The sequence below is a fragment of the Pontibacter pamirensis genome, assembly GCF_010015475.1.
Lineage (GTDB): Bacteria > Bacteroidota > Bacteroidia > Cytophagales > Hymenobacteraceae > Pontibacter > Pontibacter pamirensis.
In genome coordinates, this window is the sequence record NZ_SSNI01000017.1 from 87,908 (window position 1) to 108,050 (window position 20,143).

Annotated in this window: 13 protein-coding genes; 4 read left to right on the forward strand and 9 right to left on the reverse strand. The window is 47.1% G+C overall.

Annotated elements, in window-relative coordinates; all coding sequences use genetic code 11:
• Positions 1 to 168 precede the first annotated feature (168 nt).
• The 5 genes from E1919_RS15200 to E1919_RS15220 form a co-directional block, all read right to left on the reverse strand.
• A complete protein-coding gene (locus E1919_RS15200; protein ID WP_162054262.1) occupies positions 169 to 1,185 on the reverse strand; it encodes an energy transducer TonB in 1,017 nt (338 codons plus the stop codon).
• A gap of 92 nt (positions 1,186 to 1,277) precedes the next feature.
• Positions 1,278 to 2,498 carry a hypothetical protein gene (locus E1919_RS15205; RefSeq protein WP_162054263.1) on the reverse strand — a complete coding sequence of 407 codons (1,221 nt, stop codon included), beginning with the start codon at positions 2,496 to 2,498 and terminating at the stop codon, positions 1,278 to 1,280.
• A gap of 599 nt (positions 2,499 to 3,097) precedes the next feature.
• Positions 3,098 to 3,544 (reverse strand): EamA family transporter, encoded by a 447-nt coding sequence (locus tag E1919_RS15210; RefSeq protein ID WP_237144430.1) that lies wholly within the window; start codon positions 3,542 to 3,544, stop codon positions 3,098 to 3,100.
• A 160-nt stretch (positions 3,545 to 3,704) separates the two neighbouring features.
• Positions 3,705 to 4,124 carry a phosphoribosyltransferase gene (locus tag E1919_RS15215; RefSeq protein ID WP_162054264.1) on the reverse strand — a complete coding sequence of 140 codons (420 nt, stop codon included), beginning with the start codon at positions 4,122 to 4,124 and terminating at the stop codon, positions 3,705 to 3,707.
• A gap of 304 nt (positions 4,125 to 4,428) precedes the next feature.
• Complete coding sequence (locus E1919_RS15220; RefSeq protein WP_162054265.1) at positions 4,429 to 6,000, reverse strand: ORC-CDC6 family AAA ATPase; 1,572 nt, start codon at positions 5,998 to 6,000, stop codon at positions 4,429 to 4,431.
• A 629-nt stretch (positions 6,001 to 6,629) separates the two neighbouring features.
• On the opposite strand from E1919_RS15220, the gene E1919_RS15225 reads away from it, so the two are divergent.
• A complete protein-coding gene (locus E1919_RS15225; protein WP_162054266.1) occupies positions 6,630 to 6,953 on the forward strand; it encodes a hypothetical protein in 324 nt (107 codons plus the stop codon).
• A gap of 38 nt (positions 6,954 to 6,991) precedes the next feature.
• On the opposite strand, the gene E1919_RS27345 is transcribed toward E1919_RS15225, so the two are convergent.
• Positions 6,992 to 7,168: a hypothetical protein gene (locus E1919_RS27345; RefSeq protein ID WP_202915917.1), complete on the reverse strand. Its 177-nt coding sequence runs from the start codon at positions 7,166 to 7,168 to the stop codon at positions 6,992 to 6,994.
• 186 nt (positions 7,169 to 7,354) lie between these two features.
• On the opposite strand from E1919_RS27345, the gene E1919_RS15230 reads away from it, so the two are divergent.
• Positions 7,355 to 7,549 (forward strand): hypothetical protein, encoded by a 195-nt coding sequence (locus E1919_RS15230; RefSeq protein WP_162054267.1) that lies wholly within the window; start codon positions 7,355 to 7,357, stop codon positions 7,547 to 7,549.
• 118 nt (positions 7,550 to 7,667) lie between these two features.
• On the opposite strand, the gene E1919_RS27920 is transcribed toward E1919_RS15230, so the two are convergent.
• A complete protein-coding gene (locus E1919_RS27920; RefSeq protein ID WP_162054268.1) occupies positions 7,668 to 9,167 on the reverse strand; it encodes a PKD domain-containing protein in 1,500 nt (499 codons plus the stop codon).
• 6 nt (positions 9,168 to 9,173) lie between these two features.
• The gene (locus tag E1919_RS15240) at positions 9,174 to 10,496 is read right to left on the reverse strand and encodes a YncE family protein (protein WP_162054269.1); all 1,323 of its coding nucleotides are present in this window, start codon (positions 10,494 to 10,496) and stop codon (positions 9,174 to 9,176) included.
• 337 nt (positions 10,497 to 10,833) lie between these two features.
• Here E1919_RS15240 and hrpB point away from each other — a divergent pair, with 337 nt between their 5' ends.
• Together hrpB and E1919_RS27585 are read left to right on the forward strand one after the other, a co-directional pair.
• The gene (gene hrpB / locus E1919_RS15245) at positions 10,834 to 12,882 is read left to right on the forward strand and encodes an ATP-dependent helicase HrpB (protein ID WP_237144437.1); all 2,049 of its coding nucleotides are present in this window, start codon (positions 10,834 to 10,836) and stop codon (positions 12,880 to 12,882) included.
• 12 nt (positions 12,883 to 12,894) lie between these two features.
• Positions 12,895 to 13,284, forward strand: coding sequence for an ATP-dependent helicase C-terminal domain-containing protein (locus E1919_RS27585; RefSeq protein ID WP_262888722.1), 390 nt, complete (start codon positions 12,895 to 12,897; stop codon positions 13,282 to 13,284).
• A 129-nt stretch (positions 13,285 to 13,413) separates the two neighbouring features.
• Here the strand turns inward: E1919_RS27585 and E1919_RS15250 are convergent, their stop codons facing one another.
• A complete protein-coding gene (locus E1919_RS15250; RefSeq protein WP_162054270.1) occupies positions 13,414 to 19,851 on the reverse strand; it encodes an InlB B-repeat-containing protein in 6,438 nt (2,145 codons plus the stop codon).
• Positions 19,852 to 20,143: the final 292 nt, after the last annotated feature.

The following is a 20,143-nucleotide window of genomic DNA, read 5'->3' on the forward strand; positions in this document are numbered from 1 at the left end:
CTAATGTAAGCTTATAGCTCGTACTAGCACTCGTGCTGGAGGTATGTATAGCTGCGTAGAGAAGAAAAGGCACGAGCTGCAAGAACGCGCTAGCGGGGGAAACAAATAAGGCTACAAATTCGCGCTAGCAAGGCAAGTAGCAGGTAAGGAAAGTATCTGCTATTTAAATTAAAAGTAGAAAGGGAGCTTGTACCGGAAAACTACTTTCTTTTTGTTCTGTACCCCAGGTTCAAATTTGGGGAACAGCCTGATAACGCGTAGCACTTCTTCGTCCAAGCCGTAGCCTAGTCCCTTAAATACCTCCGGAAACCGCACTGTGCCATCATCATCTACTAAAAAATAAGCTATAAGCTCCCCATGCACGTTGTTGGCAGTGGCCTCTGCTGGTATATGGAGGTGCTGAGAAATAAATTTTTGCATAGCAGCATCGCCACCCTGGAACACTGGAGGTTGTTCTATGCCTGTATAAATAGGTTTCCGGAGAATAAGGTGCGCGGAGTCGGTTACCTCATCACAGTTGATGGGTGGTGGAGATACGTCTAGTGTAAGGGTGATCGGGTCGGGGAAAAAGACTAGTTCTTTGGAACGTTTGCTTTTGGCAGTTAGCTTTTTATTGTCTTTTTTAAACGCCTGGTCTACCTCCGGTTCTTCGCGGTCGGCTACTTTGAACATGAATGGGATTAGGAGGCGTGAAGGCACTGGCTTCTGGTTGATTTGCGCCGGTTCCCAGGAGGGCATACGACGCAGTGTCGATAGCAGTGCCTCAGCAAACACATCTTGGCTTGCTTTCAGAACCTTCAAGTCCTCCAGCCTACCGGTTTCGCTGACGCTTACCTGCATTAAAACATACCCCGAGAGATGAACCGCCACGTCATGGAACGGATAGGTGTAATGCGTGCCCATGAACTCTCCCAGTTTGATGTCTCCTCCCGGGAACGCTGGTTTAAGGGTATCTGAAACAATGGCACTAGTCTTTTCAATAGCTCCGGTACGTGCACGGCTGTTTAGGAGATCGTACACTTTCAGTTGCTTTCGGAAGGGTGCAGGAGCCTTCATTCCTGTAGCCATGCCCATACCAGCTAGCGGTATGGAAATACATAAGCCAAGGGTAAGCGCAAAAGCGATGTTTTGGAGAGGGTGCGGCCTTCGGCTGTATTGGAGATAAGGGTGTAGGGTCAGGAACATAAATAGTATAGTTTGCTTCAGATCATTGTGTTCTGGTACAAATTTTTGCAGAAGGAGCGGCACCAGCGTGAGAAGCTATATTTAGAGGTTTGCTAATACACCTTCTCTATTTGCCTGTATTGCCTTAGTTCCTTACGACGCACAGCTTCAGGGTTGTTGTCATAGTCCATCAAGGCCTGGTGCGTATAATTTTTTGCCGTTCGTGTTCGAACGGTAAGAAGAATGATTTGAGAAAGGTTCTTCCCTTCCAATTTATCTGCCTTTAGGTTTTCTAAGAAATCCTTCGGTTTGAAAGAAGCTTCTTCCGGAGAAATGTAAATATCCCACCCTGTGTCAGGCGTTATCCAATTCATGTAGTAGGTGCTTGGCTTTTCAGCTCCGAAAGTGATTTGGAAGTCGTTGGTCTCTCTTTTGTTAACTGTAAAATCCGGTTTGGACAGAAGGCCGAAATCTACAGGTGGAATTACGCCTACATGGTGATAAGTATAAAGAGAGCCTGCTGGGTCACTATAGCTTACTTCAGTCTCAAGTTCCGCCATACCACTTGGAGGGTATAAGAGGTCATAATCATTGCCCCCAGCACCAGTAAAGAGGATTAACCCACGCTCATAGTTTCCTGCTGTTGGATAACCACGTAATACAGATGAGAAAGATGGAACTCCACTTGGTTTGTTAAACATGTGTTTGGCGATAGTTTTTGCATTTGAAAAATCTACAAAGGTTTCGGAAGAATCTACTTTCGCAAAGATGTATTTATTCAGATCAGCCAGGAACAGGTAAGCATGGTCCTCTGGTAGTATCCTTTGATAGTAATAGCCCAGAATTCCCTCATAGTAGGTGCCGCTATTTTCGTGTAAAGTGTTCATAGTCTGAAACTTCATATCCATAAAATTGCTTGAAGGAACATTCCTGTAGATGATCTTCGCTGGCTCTACGGTAAACTGTTCTTCTGTAGCTGGCTGCTCCATAATATGCCAGTTCTCCGGCTTCACCTGAATGTAGGTCTTGATAGCAGTCCATTCAGCGCCTGGTTGTTTGCAGATAGTAGTAATATCAAGTTTTTCATCTTTTGACTTTACCTGCAGTTCGTGAGGCGCTCTGGTAGCTAATAAAGTATCAAGTAATACCTGCCCGTCTTTCTGGGAGACGATTAGCTCAACTTCAACAGCCACTTCCGCTGCATTATCATACCTGAAGTTAAATTTAACTTCAGGTATCTGAGGTTCGGGCAGAGGTGTGATTCCCTCATCTTCTTTGCAAGAGGTAAGCGCAAGGCATAGGAACAGAGGCAGGAGGTTTAGTTTTTTCATCATATAAGTTTGTTTTCTGTGGTGCAAGTATAGGAGTATTGCGATATGTAGTGCAAATAATAATGGTGCATAAGGCAAAGATTGGAAGGGTACAGTCATTAAATGCTGATAATCAGATGAAAAGATTTGAGATAAAATCTGGAACTAGACTTGAAGAAGGAGTGGCCAGTACTTCTTTTGTTATATAAGGTAACAGCATATCCGCTGTTGCATTTCTAAGCGCTGGCCAATTATTGCTGGCGTTCTGTTTCGCACCCGGAATAGAAATGAGAATAGTTTACAGCAATAGCTGCATGTACTTGTTACCTATTCCTGCTTAGTCTATGTGGTAAATGCACATGAGTAAGTAAAACCTGCGGAAATGACTCAGAATGATGTAGCTTTTCTTCCGGTGACATCGATGATACGCCGTGGTGTTACTCTTTGAAAAACTGAAGCCATGAGCCAAAGAAGAACAAAAGATAAGGCATGAATTTTTCATGCCTTCATGCTTTCTTTGATAGGAAAGGCTGTCAGTCAGAACAGCAAAACACACCCGTAAATGCTCTTATAATTAGAGAAGGCTAAATAGGAGACGGTAAAACCACGTTACTTCATAAAAGCTATTCAGAAGATTGCCCACCTATGGCAATAAGCACAGCGCCGATGGCCATGAGCGTGGCACCGGCAATTACCATCCAGTCTACTTTCTCCTTGAGAAATATAACGGCAAAAACGATGGCAAACACTAAAGATAAACGTTCCAGCGGCGACACGCGCGAAGCGTCAGCTAAACTTAGGGCGTAGAAACTCAGCAAAGAAGAGACGCAGGTGATAATGCCCGCCAGCACCAGGTAAACCCACACCTTCTTTTCGATGGTGGCTACTTCCGTCAGGTTACCCTGCCAGGCCACCACTCCCCATGATACAACCAGTATCAGAACGGCTTGTATGGCAAAGGCAAGGCTGGAATTCACATGCCTGATCCCGGCTTTGGATAGCGTAACAACAACCGCTGAAGTGATGGCGGCCATCAAAGCAAAAGTAATCCACATAAGCGTCTTGTTCATTTAAAGCTCGTAGTAATGGTAAGTAGCGAAGTCTAAAGGTACGGTGTTTCTATGATGCAAGTTATTGGGTATCGGTTTGTTATCCGGTTTTTATTTAAGATGGCGGTAAATGGTTTTACGCGCGAAAGCTGCCAATTAGCACCAGCGGGAGCGGGGTAATTCATCTTTGTTTCTGTACTTCCCAGGGCATTTTCGGGCATTCGCCCACATAATCAACGCCCACAAAAGCTGGTCGGTTGGTTTGGTTATCTGCTGCACAGAAAAGCACGGCTACCCTGGCAGCGTTGCCGTACCGGGCCTTTATGAATTCCGTCGTACCACCTGTTTCTGTGGCATCATCAATAAACAGCACGTCCTCAAACTGGTGGCGGCCCGTCAAGCTGTCGCCATCAAAGCCATAGGCACGGTTGTAGTTCACGTAATCCACCACGTTGATGCCCAGCTTATGCGCTACCAGGGCGGCTGGTATACAACCGCCACGCCCGATGGCCGCAATACAGGTAAACCCCTTGTTTTGCAAAGCAACGGACAAGGCATCCACGGCATCCTGTACTTCTTCCCAAGTATAGCTCTCCTTCATGCTGGTGTTTGTGGCGGTTGTACTGCTTAAGATGATATACAGCTTTTAGAAACTACTCCTCCCGCGTAAACACATCTATCTAATACGCCACCGCAAAACAAGATAATATATAGCCCTGTCTTTTATGGAAATATTTACTTTCTGCTTATGATCCTGCTAATATTTATCACAGCAGTTTCTGTGTTTTGATCAGGCAATAAGTCCACTAGTGCTAGCTTATAAATTATAAAGTTACTCTTGCTGTGGTATAGCTGCGTGGAAAAGAAAAGCCACGAGCTGCAAGCGCGTGGCAGCGGTAATGGAATTAGTTTAAGTTTAGAAAAGCTGAGGAATTGTAAAATTCATTTAAATTCAATATTGATCTTCTTATAGATCTGTAGTCATTGATTGGTACCTCAACCAATTCTTCTCCGTTTTCTGTTTCAGCATAAAATAAACCTCTTGGTTCGTCTGTAGTATTGATGAGATGCACATAAGTTCCATAATCAATAGCGTAAACATTGTACCTCTCACCTGGATTATCTTTAGATGATATATTTTGCTTAATCAGATGAATAACTCTGTTATCATACAAATATTCAATTAGCTCGTCTTCAAGGTCACTACTTATCAAAAAAGCCCTTGAATTCCTTTGTCCTATAACTTCATCGATAATCCACCTCAAAAGTAAATTTGCCTCTTGTTTTGAACTTATTGCTTTCTGCTTGTCGGTTGTAAACCAATTTCTTGCAGCTGTTCTTATGTTTGGGATAGAAATTTTATTCTGGTCAGCTTTAATAGCAGCATGTAAAACAATATTTATTGCATCTCTAGGAACACCTTCTGAAGCCCTTACTAATTCCTCAAATGCAGCATTTTGTGTAAATGCGGAATTCAGGAACAAATCTTTATTAAAGTGGGTGTATCCTCCTTCTACTAAGAATTCATTAATGTGATTGAATAATAGATTTTGAAAGAACTCTTTTGACTTTACAGCATCATTATCAAACACCATAAATTCGTCTAAATTCAAGCTTGTAGATATATCAGCCCCTGTTTCAATACCTATATAGGAGTTTGGCATATCAACTTTAAAATTTGTCCTTTTTTCTATTGCCCCAATTTTGATAGTTATGCCTTGAATAGGAAACAGTGTTCTTCTTAGTAGATCAGATAAATAAGGCTGTAAGTCCAATGGGATTTCTGCCCACTCATCTAGAAGAATCCAAATATCTTTACCTTCTAACAACCTTACTATTTTAGTGAAAATACTGTTAACGGTAGTAAAGTGTACTCTATGTCTTCTGGCCCCACTTACTTTTTGTCTCCTTGTTGATCCAGTTTTGTCGTTATTTTCAATTCCAAAGTTCAGAGATAAATCCTTTAATGAGGCTGAGAAACCAAAATTCTCTTTAACTGAGTTTTCATTATTATTTGTTTCTTCTACTTCAAGATTTCCAATTACTTCGATTTCAGAGATAGAATCAACAAGTTCGTCCAAAACAGGCCCAAATTTTGATAAATCATATACTTCATCATTATTAAGTACATAGTATAAAATTTGCTCATGAATTACAGAGAAAGTATCAATTAATAATCGTGTTGCCCTTTCAGGAACAGAAAGCGTGTTGTCTGAATAAATCCCACCGTTTGAACCTATGTTTCTCATATCAAGATATATAGAAACAGAGTTTTTTTTATTTAACTCCCCCTCAAGAAACCTTAAAGCATGTGTCTTTCCTGTTCCACGTCTTCCATATATAATCTGATGATCTGCACTCTTAAGTAGTGTCAAAAGTGGGCCAACATCAACAAAAGTCTTAACTAGATGTTCTTTATCATATTTCTCTGCTCTTTTGATTAGTTTATAGATAGCTGAATTAATAATTGAAGGCATAAAATAAATGATATAATATCCATAAAAATATTTGGCACTAAATTACCACTGGTTATTGATAGTTATAAAATTAAAATTCACTACACTGAAAATAAAAATGCTTCAATATCCAATTTAGCTTAAATTCACTTTTTCGCTGTGATTTGATTGAGTATTATATTCTATTTATCAGGGTATATGCAAAGCACTTAGGATTTTCTACACATCCCAGGCTTTTCTGCCTATAAAGTAAACTTCTTTTTTACTCAGGTAGTGCAAGTACAAGGCATCCGTTTATATCTGGCGTGTAGCCTTAAAGATATATTTGCTTTGAATTGCAGTCCAAATAAAATAACTGTCTCCAATCGTGATTATAAACTTTTCCAACTTGCTCTTCAACCCATTCACTATAGACATACCCGTTCAAAAATAACACTTGCTGTGCGGATGAACCTGGCGACGCAGAATAGGATGCTAGTAAACGCCCCTCCTGGAACCGGTAAACACACCTTGCTGCCGCTGGCATTGCTGGACTAAGTTTGGCTGAAAGTGCAATATATCTTAATGCTGCAGCTCCGGATCTTCATACAGCTTGATATCCTGAACAATAATACCTGCAACCTTAAATCAAAACCACCATACTACATAGTATGAATCTAACGGTCGGTTGTAAAGTAGAATGGACAGAGTCGGTGTATACGCCTTACGTGGAAGGGGAGGTATCGGAATTTGTTGGGGAGAGAACCATCACCGGTAGAATTACGGCAGAGGGGTATGCGAAGAAAACGAATTACCATTTCTTCACGATACATGTGTACGGCGCAACGGGTGTTAACGCCGATAAGATAGAAACTGGAGGTAAAATTGTACGGCGGGGTGTGGTGCTATACCCAAAATGCAGCATACTCAGTTCGCCAGATAATTATGAGGAGCTGGTACAGGAAAAGGCGCTACGGAAAACCGGAAGCAGCTGAATTTAAAAAGCCCCTGTGTTGCGCAGGGGCTTTAGTATTTATTTCACCGGTACAGGTACCAACTCACGCTCATAATAAACCAGGTCCTTCTGCGAAGGATTGTTGTTTACGGTGCAGTAGTAGATACGTTTCAGGTAATGTCTGATGGTTAATTTCAGATCAGGATTCACCTTGGCGAACACTTCTGATCCTTTTGGGAATAAGTTTTCTAACATACCTTCTATACGCAGTTAAATCACTTCACAACGGGTTATTCCTGTGTATTTAAAGTAATGTGCCATGAGGTGTGATCAGGTGCCTTTCGAAGCCCGGTTCAGCTGTAAATGTGATGACTGCATATCAAATAAGGCCTAGGTACGTATCTATTACTAAACGTATAAAATAACCTAACAGAAAACGCTATGGATAACAAAAGCAAAACGAGCATCAAAAACCTGGTGGATGAACCATCACAGATTAAAGATATCATGAATGACCCTGCCGAAAAGGGTATCAATTTTTACCAGAAGCTTCCTTCTAAGCAGAAGCAGTACCTGCTTTTTGCCGCTGCTGCAGGCCTGGTAGGCTATGGCATCTATGTAGGGCAAAAGGGTTAAGAACTCTTTCGATAAATATAAAAAATCGGCAGATGGTAAGTCTGCCGATTTTTTTTGCCTTTTCTGCACCACTATTTACTATTCTGCCTTTTGATGCATACGCGCTACAGGCCGCATACTATTGTATGTCGCCTGCTTCATCTAACTGAAGCAGCACAGGTGCATCAATGTAGCGATAGTTTTCTCCTTCCATTGGATCTACGCGGTTTGCCAGAGTAATAGAACCTCCGTTCCTGAGCGCATGAACAGCGATTGGCCGAATATTGGAGCAACAGCGGATGCCGCCATCCTTAAGTTTTTGTGAATCATCTATGTATACACCCCAATTTCCGATGCCTTCGGCACTCAACCCTGACACAAGCGTCCTGTAGCCATTTCCCCAATAATGATTCAGCACCACCAGGTTGCCGCCTTTTGTACCTGTTTGGTGACGGATAGCAGCGCTAAGTATTTTCCTGTCAAGGAGTGTGCCGGTTGCGGAAAAGAAGTATAGCCCGCGTGTATCGGCGCTGATGACAGTGTATTGCCCGTTCTGCAGTTTGGATATTTCTGTATCTCCTAAGCCTGAATTAATAGCTCCGGCAATGGTGTTTTTCCAGGTAAGGTCTCCGTTCGTGTTAAATTTAGCTATAACAAGAGAATCGCAGGTATAACAGGCAGGTCCTTCAGCACCTTTCAGTTTTACACCGGCAAGCACATAGCCATCACTTTCCACTAATGTATTCTGAGCTTGCTGCATCACCGTTTCCCCGTTCAGTAGTTTCTCCCAGACCTTGTTACCTGCTGCGTCTGTTTTCACGATTACAGTCCGTGGTCTTTCGTTAGCCCCAATCTGTATTTGTCTGGCACCTGTCAGAAGATAGCCGTTGTCGGGCGTTGGCGTTGCCTCATAATAGCTGTTGTTCTCTCCGACTTCCCGCGACCAGAGTATGTTTCCATCAGGGTCTATTTTAATCAGATGTCTCCTTAATCCCAGGCCCGTTGTGCTTCCGGTAAGTATAAAGTTGCCGTCGTTTGTAGCTGTAATGGAGTTAAGCTGGGTATCGGTTGGGTAGGTTTTCATGCTGACCTGATCCATGTTCTCGTCCAGCTTCATGATATAGCTGGTGCCAACAACAGGAGGAACAATTGCATCGTATTTGCTACCCACAAGCAGGAATCCCGTTTCGGTTTCCACTACATCAATTGGCCAGTTACTTACAGTTTCCCCCAGGTAGATGTTTTTCTGCCCTACAATGGCAGATACAGTTACATGAGCTGTATCGAAGGCAAGGTTTCTGTTTGCTGTAATCAGCTTTACATCATATTTCCCTTTTTTAGTATAAGTGTGCTCAGGGTGCCGCTCCGTTGACGTGGTTCCGTCTCCAAAATCCCATAGGTAGCTGATGGTTTGAGAAGAGTCAGAGAGGTTTTTGAAGTATATGGTAGAGTCCAGCAGCACTGAAGTCGATTTTCTCTTGTTAAAATGGTAGTCTCTCCACCTGGTGTATGTTTCAAAGCTACTGGAGGGCTTGTCTACCTTTACAATAATATCTTCTTCTTTTGAGCATCCAAACCACATGGCAGCCATGGCTAACAGCAGTGCAGTGAAAAGTTTGTTTTCGGCTTTAAGGCACATATACTTCTACAGGTTAATTTTCTCGACAAAAAAGTAAGGTTCATAGTATGACTGCGGTATCGTCAGGCAAATGAGCTGGCTGCCATCTCTGAAGAGCCAGTATGGCTTAAACTGAGTGGGATAGTTCTTTGTAACAGTACCTGATGGGTAAGCTATTTCTGCGATTTTATGCTCATCGTTCAACACGCCATAAATCAGGCTGCCACTGCTGTTAAAGGCAAAATCACGGTATTGGCCATTATAAGTATGATAAGGAAGTAAGTCTTTCTCATGCTCCAGGTTTTTGGTATAAATGGCTCCGCTGCTGGAGGTAATTAACCGCTGCCCATCCGGGAAAGCTTTCACGAGGGCAGGGTCGAGGGGGTGGTCTCCATGATACTTATCTTCTCGTTTGGCAGTCACTTCTCCCGAAGAATTAAACAAATAATAAGAAAGGTCTGTAGGGATGATGTTCGTGGTGATTTCGACTAACTCAATGTCGGAGGTCTGGCTGGCGAGGTTTTCCAGCAGAACCAAACGGGTGTTCTCCCACTCGCCGGTTCTGCTAACAAATTTGAGCGTGGCCCTGTCATACACCTTCAGCGAATTATCATTCATTCCACTAAAGCTTTGGTCAGACGAGGAAACAAAGAGCTTTCCGGCCGCAGCCACCACTGAAGTAACCTGAAAGCCTCCTACATAAATCTTATCTTTTGTTTCCAGGGTAAGGGCATCCAGTATGTAGACCCATCCGTGCTCGTCCGGTACATAAAGCTCGTTTTGAGTGCCGCCATAGTTGCCAAGGGCACTATAGCCTATCTTGCTCTGTAAGCTGATTTTTCTGATCGCCCGGTTATTGCCGTAGTCATACAGCATAATAGCACCTGTGCTCATATTATACAGGTAGAGGTAATCTTTGTCTGTGTTGATCAGGACATTGCTAAAAGAGCCGATATTGGTAATATCCGGCCTTGTATAGGTAACGCTATTGGGAGAAAAAGACGCTGTGTCGGTGATGAGATGAATTTGGTAGCTCACCCGCAGCGCATGAGGCATTTCTCGCTCTGTATAGGTGACAGAGTCAGTACTGGTAAAGCTTTTGATTTCCTCATGCTGTTGCTCAAACCGCCCGTTGTGAAGCACGCTGGCATACCTGAACAGGCTGTATTTCTTAAAATCACTTGCTTCGTATTTATCCCATCGCAGGCTGATTGTTGAATCGTTATAAACCTGTTCCACTTTTATGGTGAGGTCTCTTGCGTCAGGATTGATTTCAACTATTTCATTTTCTGTTACTTCGCAGGAAGAGAGTAGCAGGATGCCCAGGAGCAGGTATAAGTTTTGTTTCATAGATCTTTTGCATATATCACAAAACAAATATAATAACAAAATTATATAATAATACAAAGATGTTTTCCAGGCTTAATCTGTCATTATATTTTCCACACTTTTGCAATGATGTAGAATAGCTGACAACATAATTTGAGCTTATCCTCTTGCTTTAAAGAAAAAGAAGTTTAGCCAAAAAAGCTTTCAATTCAGGAAGGAAGTCAGTGCTGTTATGAATTATATAGCTTCTACTGACACAGAATCCATGTAAGCTCCCATTATAATCTCTACTGACTTTTTGTAAATTGCAGGCAAGTACCAAAGTTTACTTTTTTTATACTTTACTTAAAACTTCCCCTTGCCCTTCAACCCCTTCACCATAGACTTACCCGTTCGGGAAATCATACCTGCCGTGCGGGAGCACCTGGCGGCGCAGAACACGCTGATTGTAAACGCCCCTCCCGGAGCCGGTAAAAGCACCTTGCTGCCGCTGGCTTTGCTGGACGAGGCTTGGCTGAAAAACCAAAAGATTGTGATGCTGGAGCCCCGGCGCCTGGCAGCCAAAACCATTGCCGAGCGCCTGGCGCAGCTGCTGGGCGAGGAGGTAGGCCAGACCGTCGGCTACCGTATCCGTTTTGAGACGCGCATTTCCGCGCAAACCCGCATCGAGGTGGTCACCGAAGGCATCCTCACCCGCATGATCCACAGCGACCGCTCGCTGACGGGGATAGGCATTGTCATTTTCGACGAGTTTCATGAGCGCAGCATTCATGCCGATGTTGCCATGGCCCTGAGCCGGGAGGCACAGCACACGCTGCGCCCGGACCTGCGCATTATGGTCATGTCGGCCACCCTGGATATGCCCCAGCTCACGAGCCTGCTCAAGGCCCCGGTGGCTCAAAGCATGGGGCGGCAATACTCTATCAAAACCTTTTATACCGGCGATGCCGACGACCGCCACCTGCCTGAAATGACGGCCAAGGTGGTGGAGCAGGCAGCCAGGGAGCAGGAGGGAGACATTCTCGTGTTCCTGCCCGGCGAAAACGACATCAGGAAAGTGGAAACCATTTTGCGCAAACAGCTGCGCAATTTCCAGGTACACCCGCTGTTCGGGATGCTGCCCTTCGGCAAGCAGTATGCCGCCCTCATGCCCGACCGCCAGGGCAGGCGCAAAGTCGTGCTGGCCACCAGCATCGCCGAGACCAGCTTAACCATAGAAGGCATTTCGGTGGTGGTAGATACAGGCTTCGGCAAAACCTCCCGCTTTGATCCGAAGTCCGGTTTGTCCAGGCTCGAAACAGTGCGCATCTCCAAAGACGCCGCCAACCAGCGTGCCGGTCGCGCCGGACGTTTGGGCCCCGGCACCGCTTACCGCATGTGGAGCAAAACCACGCACGAGCGCATGGCCCCGCACCGCACCCCCGAAATCATGGAGGCAGATCTGTCCTCGCTGGTGCTGGACATGGCGCAGTGGGGAATAACCGACATCCGTGGCCTTACCTGGCTGAACCCGCCGCCGCGCGCTGCCCTGCAATATGCCACCGACATGCTGCACCAGCTGCAGGCGCTGGAGCATGGCCGCATCACAGCGCATGGCAAACGCATGCACGCGCTGCCCTGCCACCCGCGCATTGCGCACATGCTGCTCAAAGCCGAAGAAACAGACCAGGTGCCGCTGGCCTCTGATATTGCCTCTGTCCTGGAAGAGCGCGACCCGCTGGACCGCAACGCCGGTATCGACATTAACTTAAGAGTTGAAGCGCTGCGCCGATACAGGAAAGAGCAGGGGCAGGGCAAGCGCTTCGGCAAGATCGAAAAGATAGCCCGCTCGTACCGCCAGCTGTTTGAAGTAGAGGCCGACAACGGGAAATTTGATGAATATGAAACCGGGGTGCTGCTGGCGCATTGCTACCCGGAGCGCATCGCCTACGCCCGCCCCGGCAACAACGCGCAGTTCCAGCTGGCCAACGGCAAGTATGCGGCCGCCGGCCACCGCGACGACCTGGCGCATGAGCCCTGGCTGGCCATCGCACATCTTCACGCCGGCGGTGAAGATAATCCGGGCCGTATTTTCCTGGCTTCGCCGCTTAACCCCCGCGACCTGGCCCCGCTCCTGAAACAGCAGGAAGTATACCACTGGGATGTGAACGACGGCGAACTCACTGCTTCTCTGGATACCCGCATCGGCAGCATCGTGCTGCAAAGCAAACCGCTGCCACTACCCGACGAGAAGCATCTCGTGCCCGCTATTTCCGAAGCCATCAAACAGGAAGGCGAGCATCTGCTGGACTTCAACGAGGTCGTGACTCAGTGGCAAAACCGTATGCTTAGCTTAAGAAAATGGCGCCCAACAGAAGGCTGGCCTGATTTAAGCACCCCCACCTTGCTGATGACGAACGGGGAATAGCTGCGTCCACACCTGTTAAATATCGAGCATCCGGATGAGCTGATGGAACTGGAGCTCCTGCCGATCTTGGAAGCAAAGTACCTGGAGGAGGCACAGCGTACCCGACTAAACCAGTTAGCTCCCGCCAGCCTGGTGTTGCCGGATGGTTCATCAATAGAATTGGAGTATAAGCCAAACGGCGAACAACCAACACTGGAAATACGCTTGCAGGATATACTGGAGTGGGAGGAGAGCCCTGCCGTGGATGGGGGAGAAATGAAAGTGGAGCTTCACCTGCTCAACCCAGACCTTAAACCGATTACAAAGGTGGCGGATCTTGCATCGTTCTGGAAAGGGAATTACCGCGTCATCAAACGGCAACTAGAGGCGGTGTTTCCGCAGGTAAAATGGGAGAGAGCGTAGTACTGGATGACCCAGGGTGTTCATTTGTCTTTGCCGCGTATAAACCACTCTTCAATTATACTATACAAACCAATGCCCCTGCTCCACCTTTAAACCAAAGGGAACAGGGGCATTTAGCTGTATTAGAATTTACTGTATTGAGAGTTTGGTGTTAGATGTCCCGGTAGGTGAAATTGCTCTTATGATGTAGACGCCCATACTCAACTTCTTGCCTGGTCGCATCTCTATGCTAGCTTTTCCCAGTGCATCTGTCTCTGTTTTCTGTTCATGCACAAGAAGCCCGGAGACGCTGTAAATGGAGAGGCTAATAACCTCATTTTGGCCGAAGTTAGCAAGATCTACATAGACTATATCACCTGGGTTAGGGTTTGGATATGCCGTAATGGACATGGCATCAAGACTGTTTTCTGTTGGGACTCCTATCAGTGATCCAGCGCTGGCAGGTACTATTTCAATAGCACTTATAGTGGGTGTGTTTACCTGCCGGTTGAAATCAATGGTTATGTTGCCATCGGTTATGGTTACCGGTATCTCCCGCATAAGGACCGTTTTCAGTCCCGCTTCCTTCACTATGTCTAAACTGCTTAGCTCATTTATGCCGCCCTCTATGTTTACATCAAACACCCGCTGCCCTTCTGAGATGTTATCCAGCTCCACAAAATAGAGCCGAACAAGGTAATCACCGCTTGTCACTGGAATGTTATAAGTAAATGCAGTACTATTTATCTCTTGATTCGTATCGACTGTATTTTCCCAGCCAGTTTGAAAGATTTCCTGGTCCATGTACTGAGGAATACCTGTGACAGTAGTACTTGTATTGACATAGGAGTTACCGCCAGTTACATAGTTATTGCAGCCAGCTGCGTCAGGGCACCCTGTCCATATCATTCCTGAAATCTCTTTCGCAGGTCCACCGGCGTTTATTCTTACAGTACTGCTAGTCATTACCTTGGCGGTAAAGTTTGCTGTAACTGACTTATCGGAATCCATCGTGATGGTGACCGTGTTAAGGGTGCCGGAAACATCGCCAGACCATCCGGAGAACTGTGAATCTGCATCCGGTGTTGCCGTCAGCGTTACGACGGCACCATACGCATAGCTTGTAAGAGCAGGATCTGTTGAAACACTTCCACCTGGCCCTGCATTCGTCGTCAGCACATACTGCTTCAGCCTGAAGTTTGCTTTGATGGTGATGCTTTCGGTCACCGTGATTTCCAGTGGATTACTGGTGCCTGTTATGTCGCCTGTCCATTCCACAAACTCATAGCCAGGTTCCGGAATAGCCGTTATACTTACTTCATCTCCATACCCATAAGCAGTTTTAGAGGGGCTATTGCTTGTTAAACCTCCTACTCCCGCCTCTACGGTGAGGAAGTATGGCTCCGGCTCAAAGTGGGCCGTCACCATCTTGTCGCTATCCATTGTTACCACAAGCGGGTTGGTTCTGCCGGATACATCGCTGCTCCAGCCTGTAAACCGGTAACCTGTAGCAGAAGTGGCCGTGAGTGTTACGGTTGTTCCTGCCTCGTAGCTGTCGAGCTCGGGGCTGCGGGTAACTGTGCCGCTGCCTTCCATGCCTACAGTAAGGGTATAACTTGTCTGTTGAACCTGAGTGAAGGTAGCCGTGATGCTCTTGTCGCTGTCCATGGTCAGGGTGAGCGGGTTCTCTAGACCGGTGGCACCGCCTAGCCAACCTGCAAACTCATACCCTGCGGCCGGAGTGGCGGTGAGTGTCACGCTTGTTCCTGCAGCGTAGCTGTCCTGGTCAGGGCTTCTGATGACTGTGCCACTACCGGTGGCATTCACGTTTAGTGCATAGTTGGTAGGAGTAGAAGCCTTCGTTATTTCTATTGCCGAGATGATAGCATTATCTTTTACAGAGGAGAAGTCAATATTTAGTTCTCCGTCAGATATGTTTACCCCGTCAAAAATTTTGATAATGGCCTTGCCTGCCCCGTCCTGGGCATAAATGTCATAGTTGCTCAGCACCCGCTGCCCCTCTATGTCCACGTGGAAGATCCTGGCTCCGGCTTTCCCCGTGCCTCCGCCCGGTGCCCCAAAGTATGGCTCCAGGAAGTGCAGCTTCACGGTGTAAGTGCCCGCCTCGCTCATTGGCAGGCTGTAGCTGAAAGGTGCTCCTGAGGAAGCGTAGCGGTAGTTTCGGTACAGTTCATCATCTGTCGTGCCGGCCACGTCAAAGGTTTTAGAGGATGTGACTCCGCCAGAGAAGTGGACGTCTGCCGACCAGCTTTTGCCGTCAACATCAGTGTGCTGTGCACCACCGGCATTCACTAACATAGTATTCAGGTTTGTTATCACCTCAAAGTTCGCCTTGACAGATTTGTCGTCATCCATTGTGACTGTAACAGGGTTTTCCGTGCCGGTGGCGCCGCCACTCCAGCCTGTAAACCGGTAACCTGTGGCAGGCGTGGCCGTGAGTGTGACGGTGGTTCCTGCCTCGTAGCTTTCCTGGTCAGGGCTGCGGGTAACTGTGCCGTTGCCTTCCATGCCTACAGTAAGCGTATAATATGTCTGTTGAACCTGATTGAAGGTAGCCGTGATGCTCTTGTCGCCGTCCATGGTCAGGGTGAGCGGGTTCTCTAGACCGGTGGCACCGCCTAGCCAACCTGCAAACTCATACCCTGCGGCTGGTGTGGCGGTGAGTGTCACACTCGTTCCTGCAGCGTAGCTGTCTTGGTTCGGGCTTTTGGAGACTGTGCCGCTACCGGTGGCATTCACGTTTAGTGCGTAGTTGATAGGCGTGGAGGCCTTGGTTATTTCTATGGCCGAGATGATGGCGTTGTCTCTTACAGAGGTGAAGAGAAGGTCCAGCGAACCGTCTGTAACATTTATTCCATAAAAAGTTTTCACAACGGCCTGTCCCGCTCCTTTTTGCGCTAAGATGTCATAGTTGTTCAGCACCCGCTGCCCCTCTATGTCCACGTGGAAAACTCTTGCACCAACCCTTCCCGTACCTCCGCCCGGTGCCCCGAAGTATGGCTCCAGGAAGTGCAGCTTCACCGTGTAAGTACCCGCCTCGCTCATTGGCAGGCTGTAGCTGAAGGGTGCTCCTGAGGAAGCGTAGCGGTAGTTTCGGTAAAGTTCATCATCGGTCGTGCCGACCACATCAAAAGTTTTGGAGGATGTGATCCCGCCAGAGAAATGGATGTCTTCTGACCACGTGCGGGACTGACTGTCAACTAGTTGGTTGCCACCGGCGTTTATAAGTTTAACAGCAATTTGTGGTTCCGTTTCAGCTTGCCCTACCCGCAGCAGGGTAATGCGCGGCTGCCCATCACCGTTTCCGTCGAAGTATTCTGAAATGTAAAGGTTTCCTGTACGCGTATCCTCAATTACATCCAGAGGGTTGGCATACGGGCGGCGCAGACCAGGTACTTCACTACCCTCCGTAGCACGTATAATGTCCAGGTTGCTCGTTCCCGGTTCCAGTACTATAATGTCATCACCGCCGCTAAAGCGGCACACCAGCAGCTTTCCTTGCAGCTTGCCTTCAAAAGCACTGCTCTTATACTCAATCACACCGTTCGGAGATTTATTCAGACCAAAGTCAAAGGCCCAACCTTTGTAGGAAGGTTCCTGTGGCGTTCCTACCGGATAGCCATAAGCCTCACCATTCTCTGTCCAGGTGATTTCTCCTGGATCTACTGCTGCTGTTGGGTTACCCCCGTTCATGATGTACTCGTTGCGTGTAACGTTAGGGTGTCCGTAATATCCATCTTTTTCTATTCTAAACAGATAATCGCTTTGCGTAAGGCGTACGTCACTCATGGCTGGTACATCTGGACCAGTATAAATTTCCCCGTTCGACCACACGCTGCCTGATTTTAGTGCTAGGGTGTTGCCGCCCGCCGCTGAGCCGTTTGTTGGCACATAAAGTTGCCCATTGGAGTGCCATACCAGATCATAGGCGTTTCTGATACCAGAGGCATAGACTGTTAAAGGAGCGTTTGTGGCTTTGGGGTTATAAGTACCACCTTCTGCTGTTTTGGCATCAAGAGGCAGCGCAAGCTGCTGTGCCTTCTGTACATCCAGTCGCAACACTGCTGCCGAAAGTAAGCTTTCCTGTCTAAAGCCCCAGGCAGCGTCAGGTGCCCCCATGGCTGTGTTGCCACCCTGCAGGAAGTATAAAGCGCCATCCGGTCCGAAATCAATACCGTTGGTGGCATGATCTTTAAAAGAACGGGGCAGGTTGATGACATAATCCGTAACCTGCGGGCTGGAAGGGTTACTTAAGTCAATTTGAGATAGCTTACCAGCCCAGTCAGGCGCATTCGTAAATTCAGGTGAAGAGTGGCTGATCCAGGCAATGAGTTTATTCTCTGATGCCGAAGGATCAAACCGGAACCCTATGAGCAGGCGTCTGGAGGCTCCAAAAGGAGAGATGGTGACATTGTTGGTAAGGGTGCCGTCTACTTCTATGTTCCAGCGCTCAATTTTACCGCCCGATGTAGTGGCATACAACTTATGATCCGGGCCGACCACCAACGATGTAAAACCATCACTGCCAAAGGAGTTGTCAACTAATATTTGTTCTTTGAATGCTATTCCTTCAAGGTCTGTCGGAATATCGCTGGTGGAGCTGATCGTCTTAAAGCGCGAGGTGAACGGTTTCATCATGTACCCGTTTCCATCCTTTACCTTTTCGCTGATGAAAAACTCGTACGTAGTGTTTAAGGCAAGGCTGGCTGATAGCGTGATCGCATCTCCGGCTGCTGTTGCATTCACCGCTGTTCCGGTCACTTCTGTTTTTGTAGTTCCCTCTACCTTATACAACTTCACTGTGGAGGGGTTTACGGTGTTGCCATCTATCGATTTACCGCTTGGGTAGCGCACATCAACTGAAATGGACTGACCTAAAGACACGCTAATGGCTCCATCAGCAGGACGTACTGCAGTAACATAGGGCCTGAGTCCTTCTTCGTAGCTGTCTACTTCTAGTGTAACAACAAGCTCTGCCGGTGTAAAGCCTGTTGCAGCTGCTTTTACAGTTGCCGTATAAGTGCCGGCGGCAAGCGTGGTGGCGTTGATGGTGAAAACTACCTCATTACCTGATTCTCCAAGGTTATAAGTCAGGTTGTTTGCTTCAGACAGAGGCTTGTCACCATAAAGTAGCCAGTTTGGAGCATTAGTGCTGTTTTCTTCTGTTGCCGTAAGCTGTACAACAACAGGGTCTTCGTCAGAGTTATTAAGGTTTACTTTCAGTTCTTTCTGTTGTCCGCTGGGTAAATTTACAGTTGTAGAAGTGGGTGTAAATAATAGCATTGCCAGGCTTCCGGGGTTGGTAGGAGTGAAGCTGGCTGTAATGCTTTTATTGCCGTCCATCGTTACGGACAGCGGGTTTACCGTGCCCGAGGCGTCTCCGCTCCAGCCACTGAAAGCATAGCCTGAGGCTGCTGTCGCAGTTAAGCTGACGCTGGTGCCTGGGGAGTAAGTGGTCTGGTCTGGATTTTTGATGACCGTGCCACTGCCGCTTACGCTTACGGCGAGATTATAACCTGTATGTTGGTCCTGCTCAGCCTTTGCGATTACGAAGTAATTGTTTTGGGCACCGGCAGCAGGGCTCTGCAGGTTGCCCCCTAGTGTGACAGTGCCCGCAGGGAAGGTTTTGCTGTAGAGCTCCATGTAGCCGATCTTCGCGTCGTCGACCCCGACCCTGTCGGTAAGCTTCTGCCAGCCGCTCAGCCAGGAGGGCAGCGCCGAAGCACGCGGGTCGTAGGCCACGTACACGGTGGCGTTCTGGCTCAGGTTGAAAGATAGTAAGTTGGTGCTGGTGCTCTTCTTGTCGTCGTTGGCAGTCCGGATCAAGGAGGTGCCGGCCAGCGAGGAGGGTAGGCTCGTCACCTGATAGGTGCGGTCAGTGTAATGATTTACTCCTACGGCCAGGTCAGCCAAGATATAGTTCAGGCTGCTGCTAGCTGTGACGGAACTAACTAAACCCATTGAGGTTGCTGCCTCTTTTGCGATTACGAAGTAATTGTTTTGGGCACCGGCAGCAGGGCTCTGCAGGTTGCCCCCTAGTGTGACAGTGCCCGCAGGGAAGGTTTTGCTGTAGAGCTCCATGTAGCCGATCTTCGCGTCGTTGACCCCGACCCTGTCGGTAAGCTTCTGCCAGCCGCTCAGCCAGGAGGGCAGCGCCGAAGCACGCGGGTCGTAGGCCACGTACACGGTGGCGTTCTGGCTCAGGTTGAAAGATAGTAAGTTGGTGCTGGTGCTCTTCTTGTCGTCGTTGGCAGTCCGGATCAAGGAGGTGCCGGCCAGCGAGGAGGGTAGGCTCGTCACCTGATAGGTGCGGTCAGTGTAATGATTTACCCCTACGGCCAGCTGTGTTTCAGTGTAGGCTTTGCCTGAGGAGGCAGTGATGTCGGAAATAAATTCGCCCGCAGGCTGTAAGGCTGGCATTAGCGTTCCATGCGCATGAGCAACGTAGGGCTGCAGCAGCAACAGGCATAAAACAGGAATAGTAAATTGGAGAAGTTTTACCCCCCATTTCTTTAATATGCTAACAAGACAGATCTTAAGGGTGAATTCAGTGTAGATTTTGTCCATAAATAGGGCCCGGGGTTTTGAATTTTCTTTGACTTAGTAGAAGTATATGCTAGTACTGACTGAAAAATTAATTGGATTGGTTTCCGGGAAGAATACTTTGTATTTTTAAATTATGTTTCAACATAGGTGAAATAAAATGTTATTTATATAAAACATATGCTATGTTGAATAGAGGAATGACGCTGCAATTGTTTTTAATTGCTTGTTTTATATTAGATGAGGTAAAAGTACAACTATAGCAAAATGATAGATTCATTTTGCTATTACTTAGCGGTATTTCTATAGTAGGTAC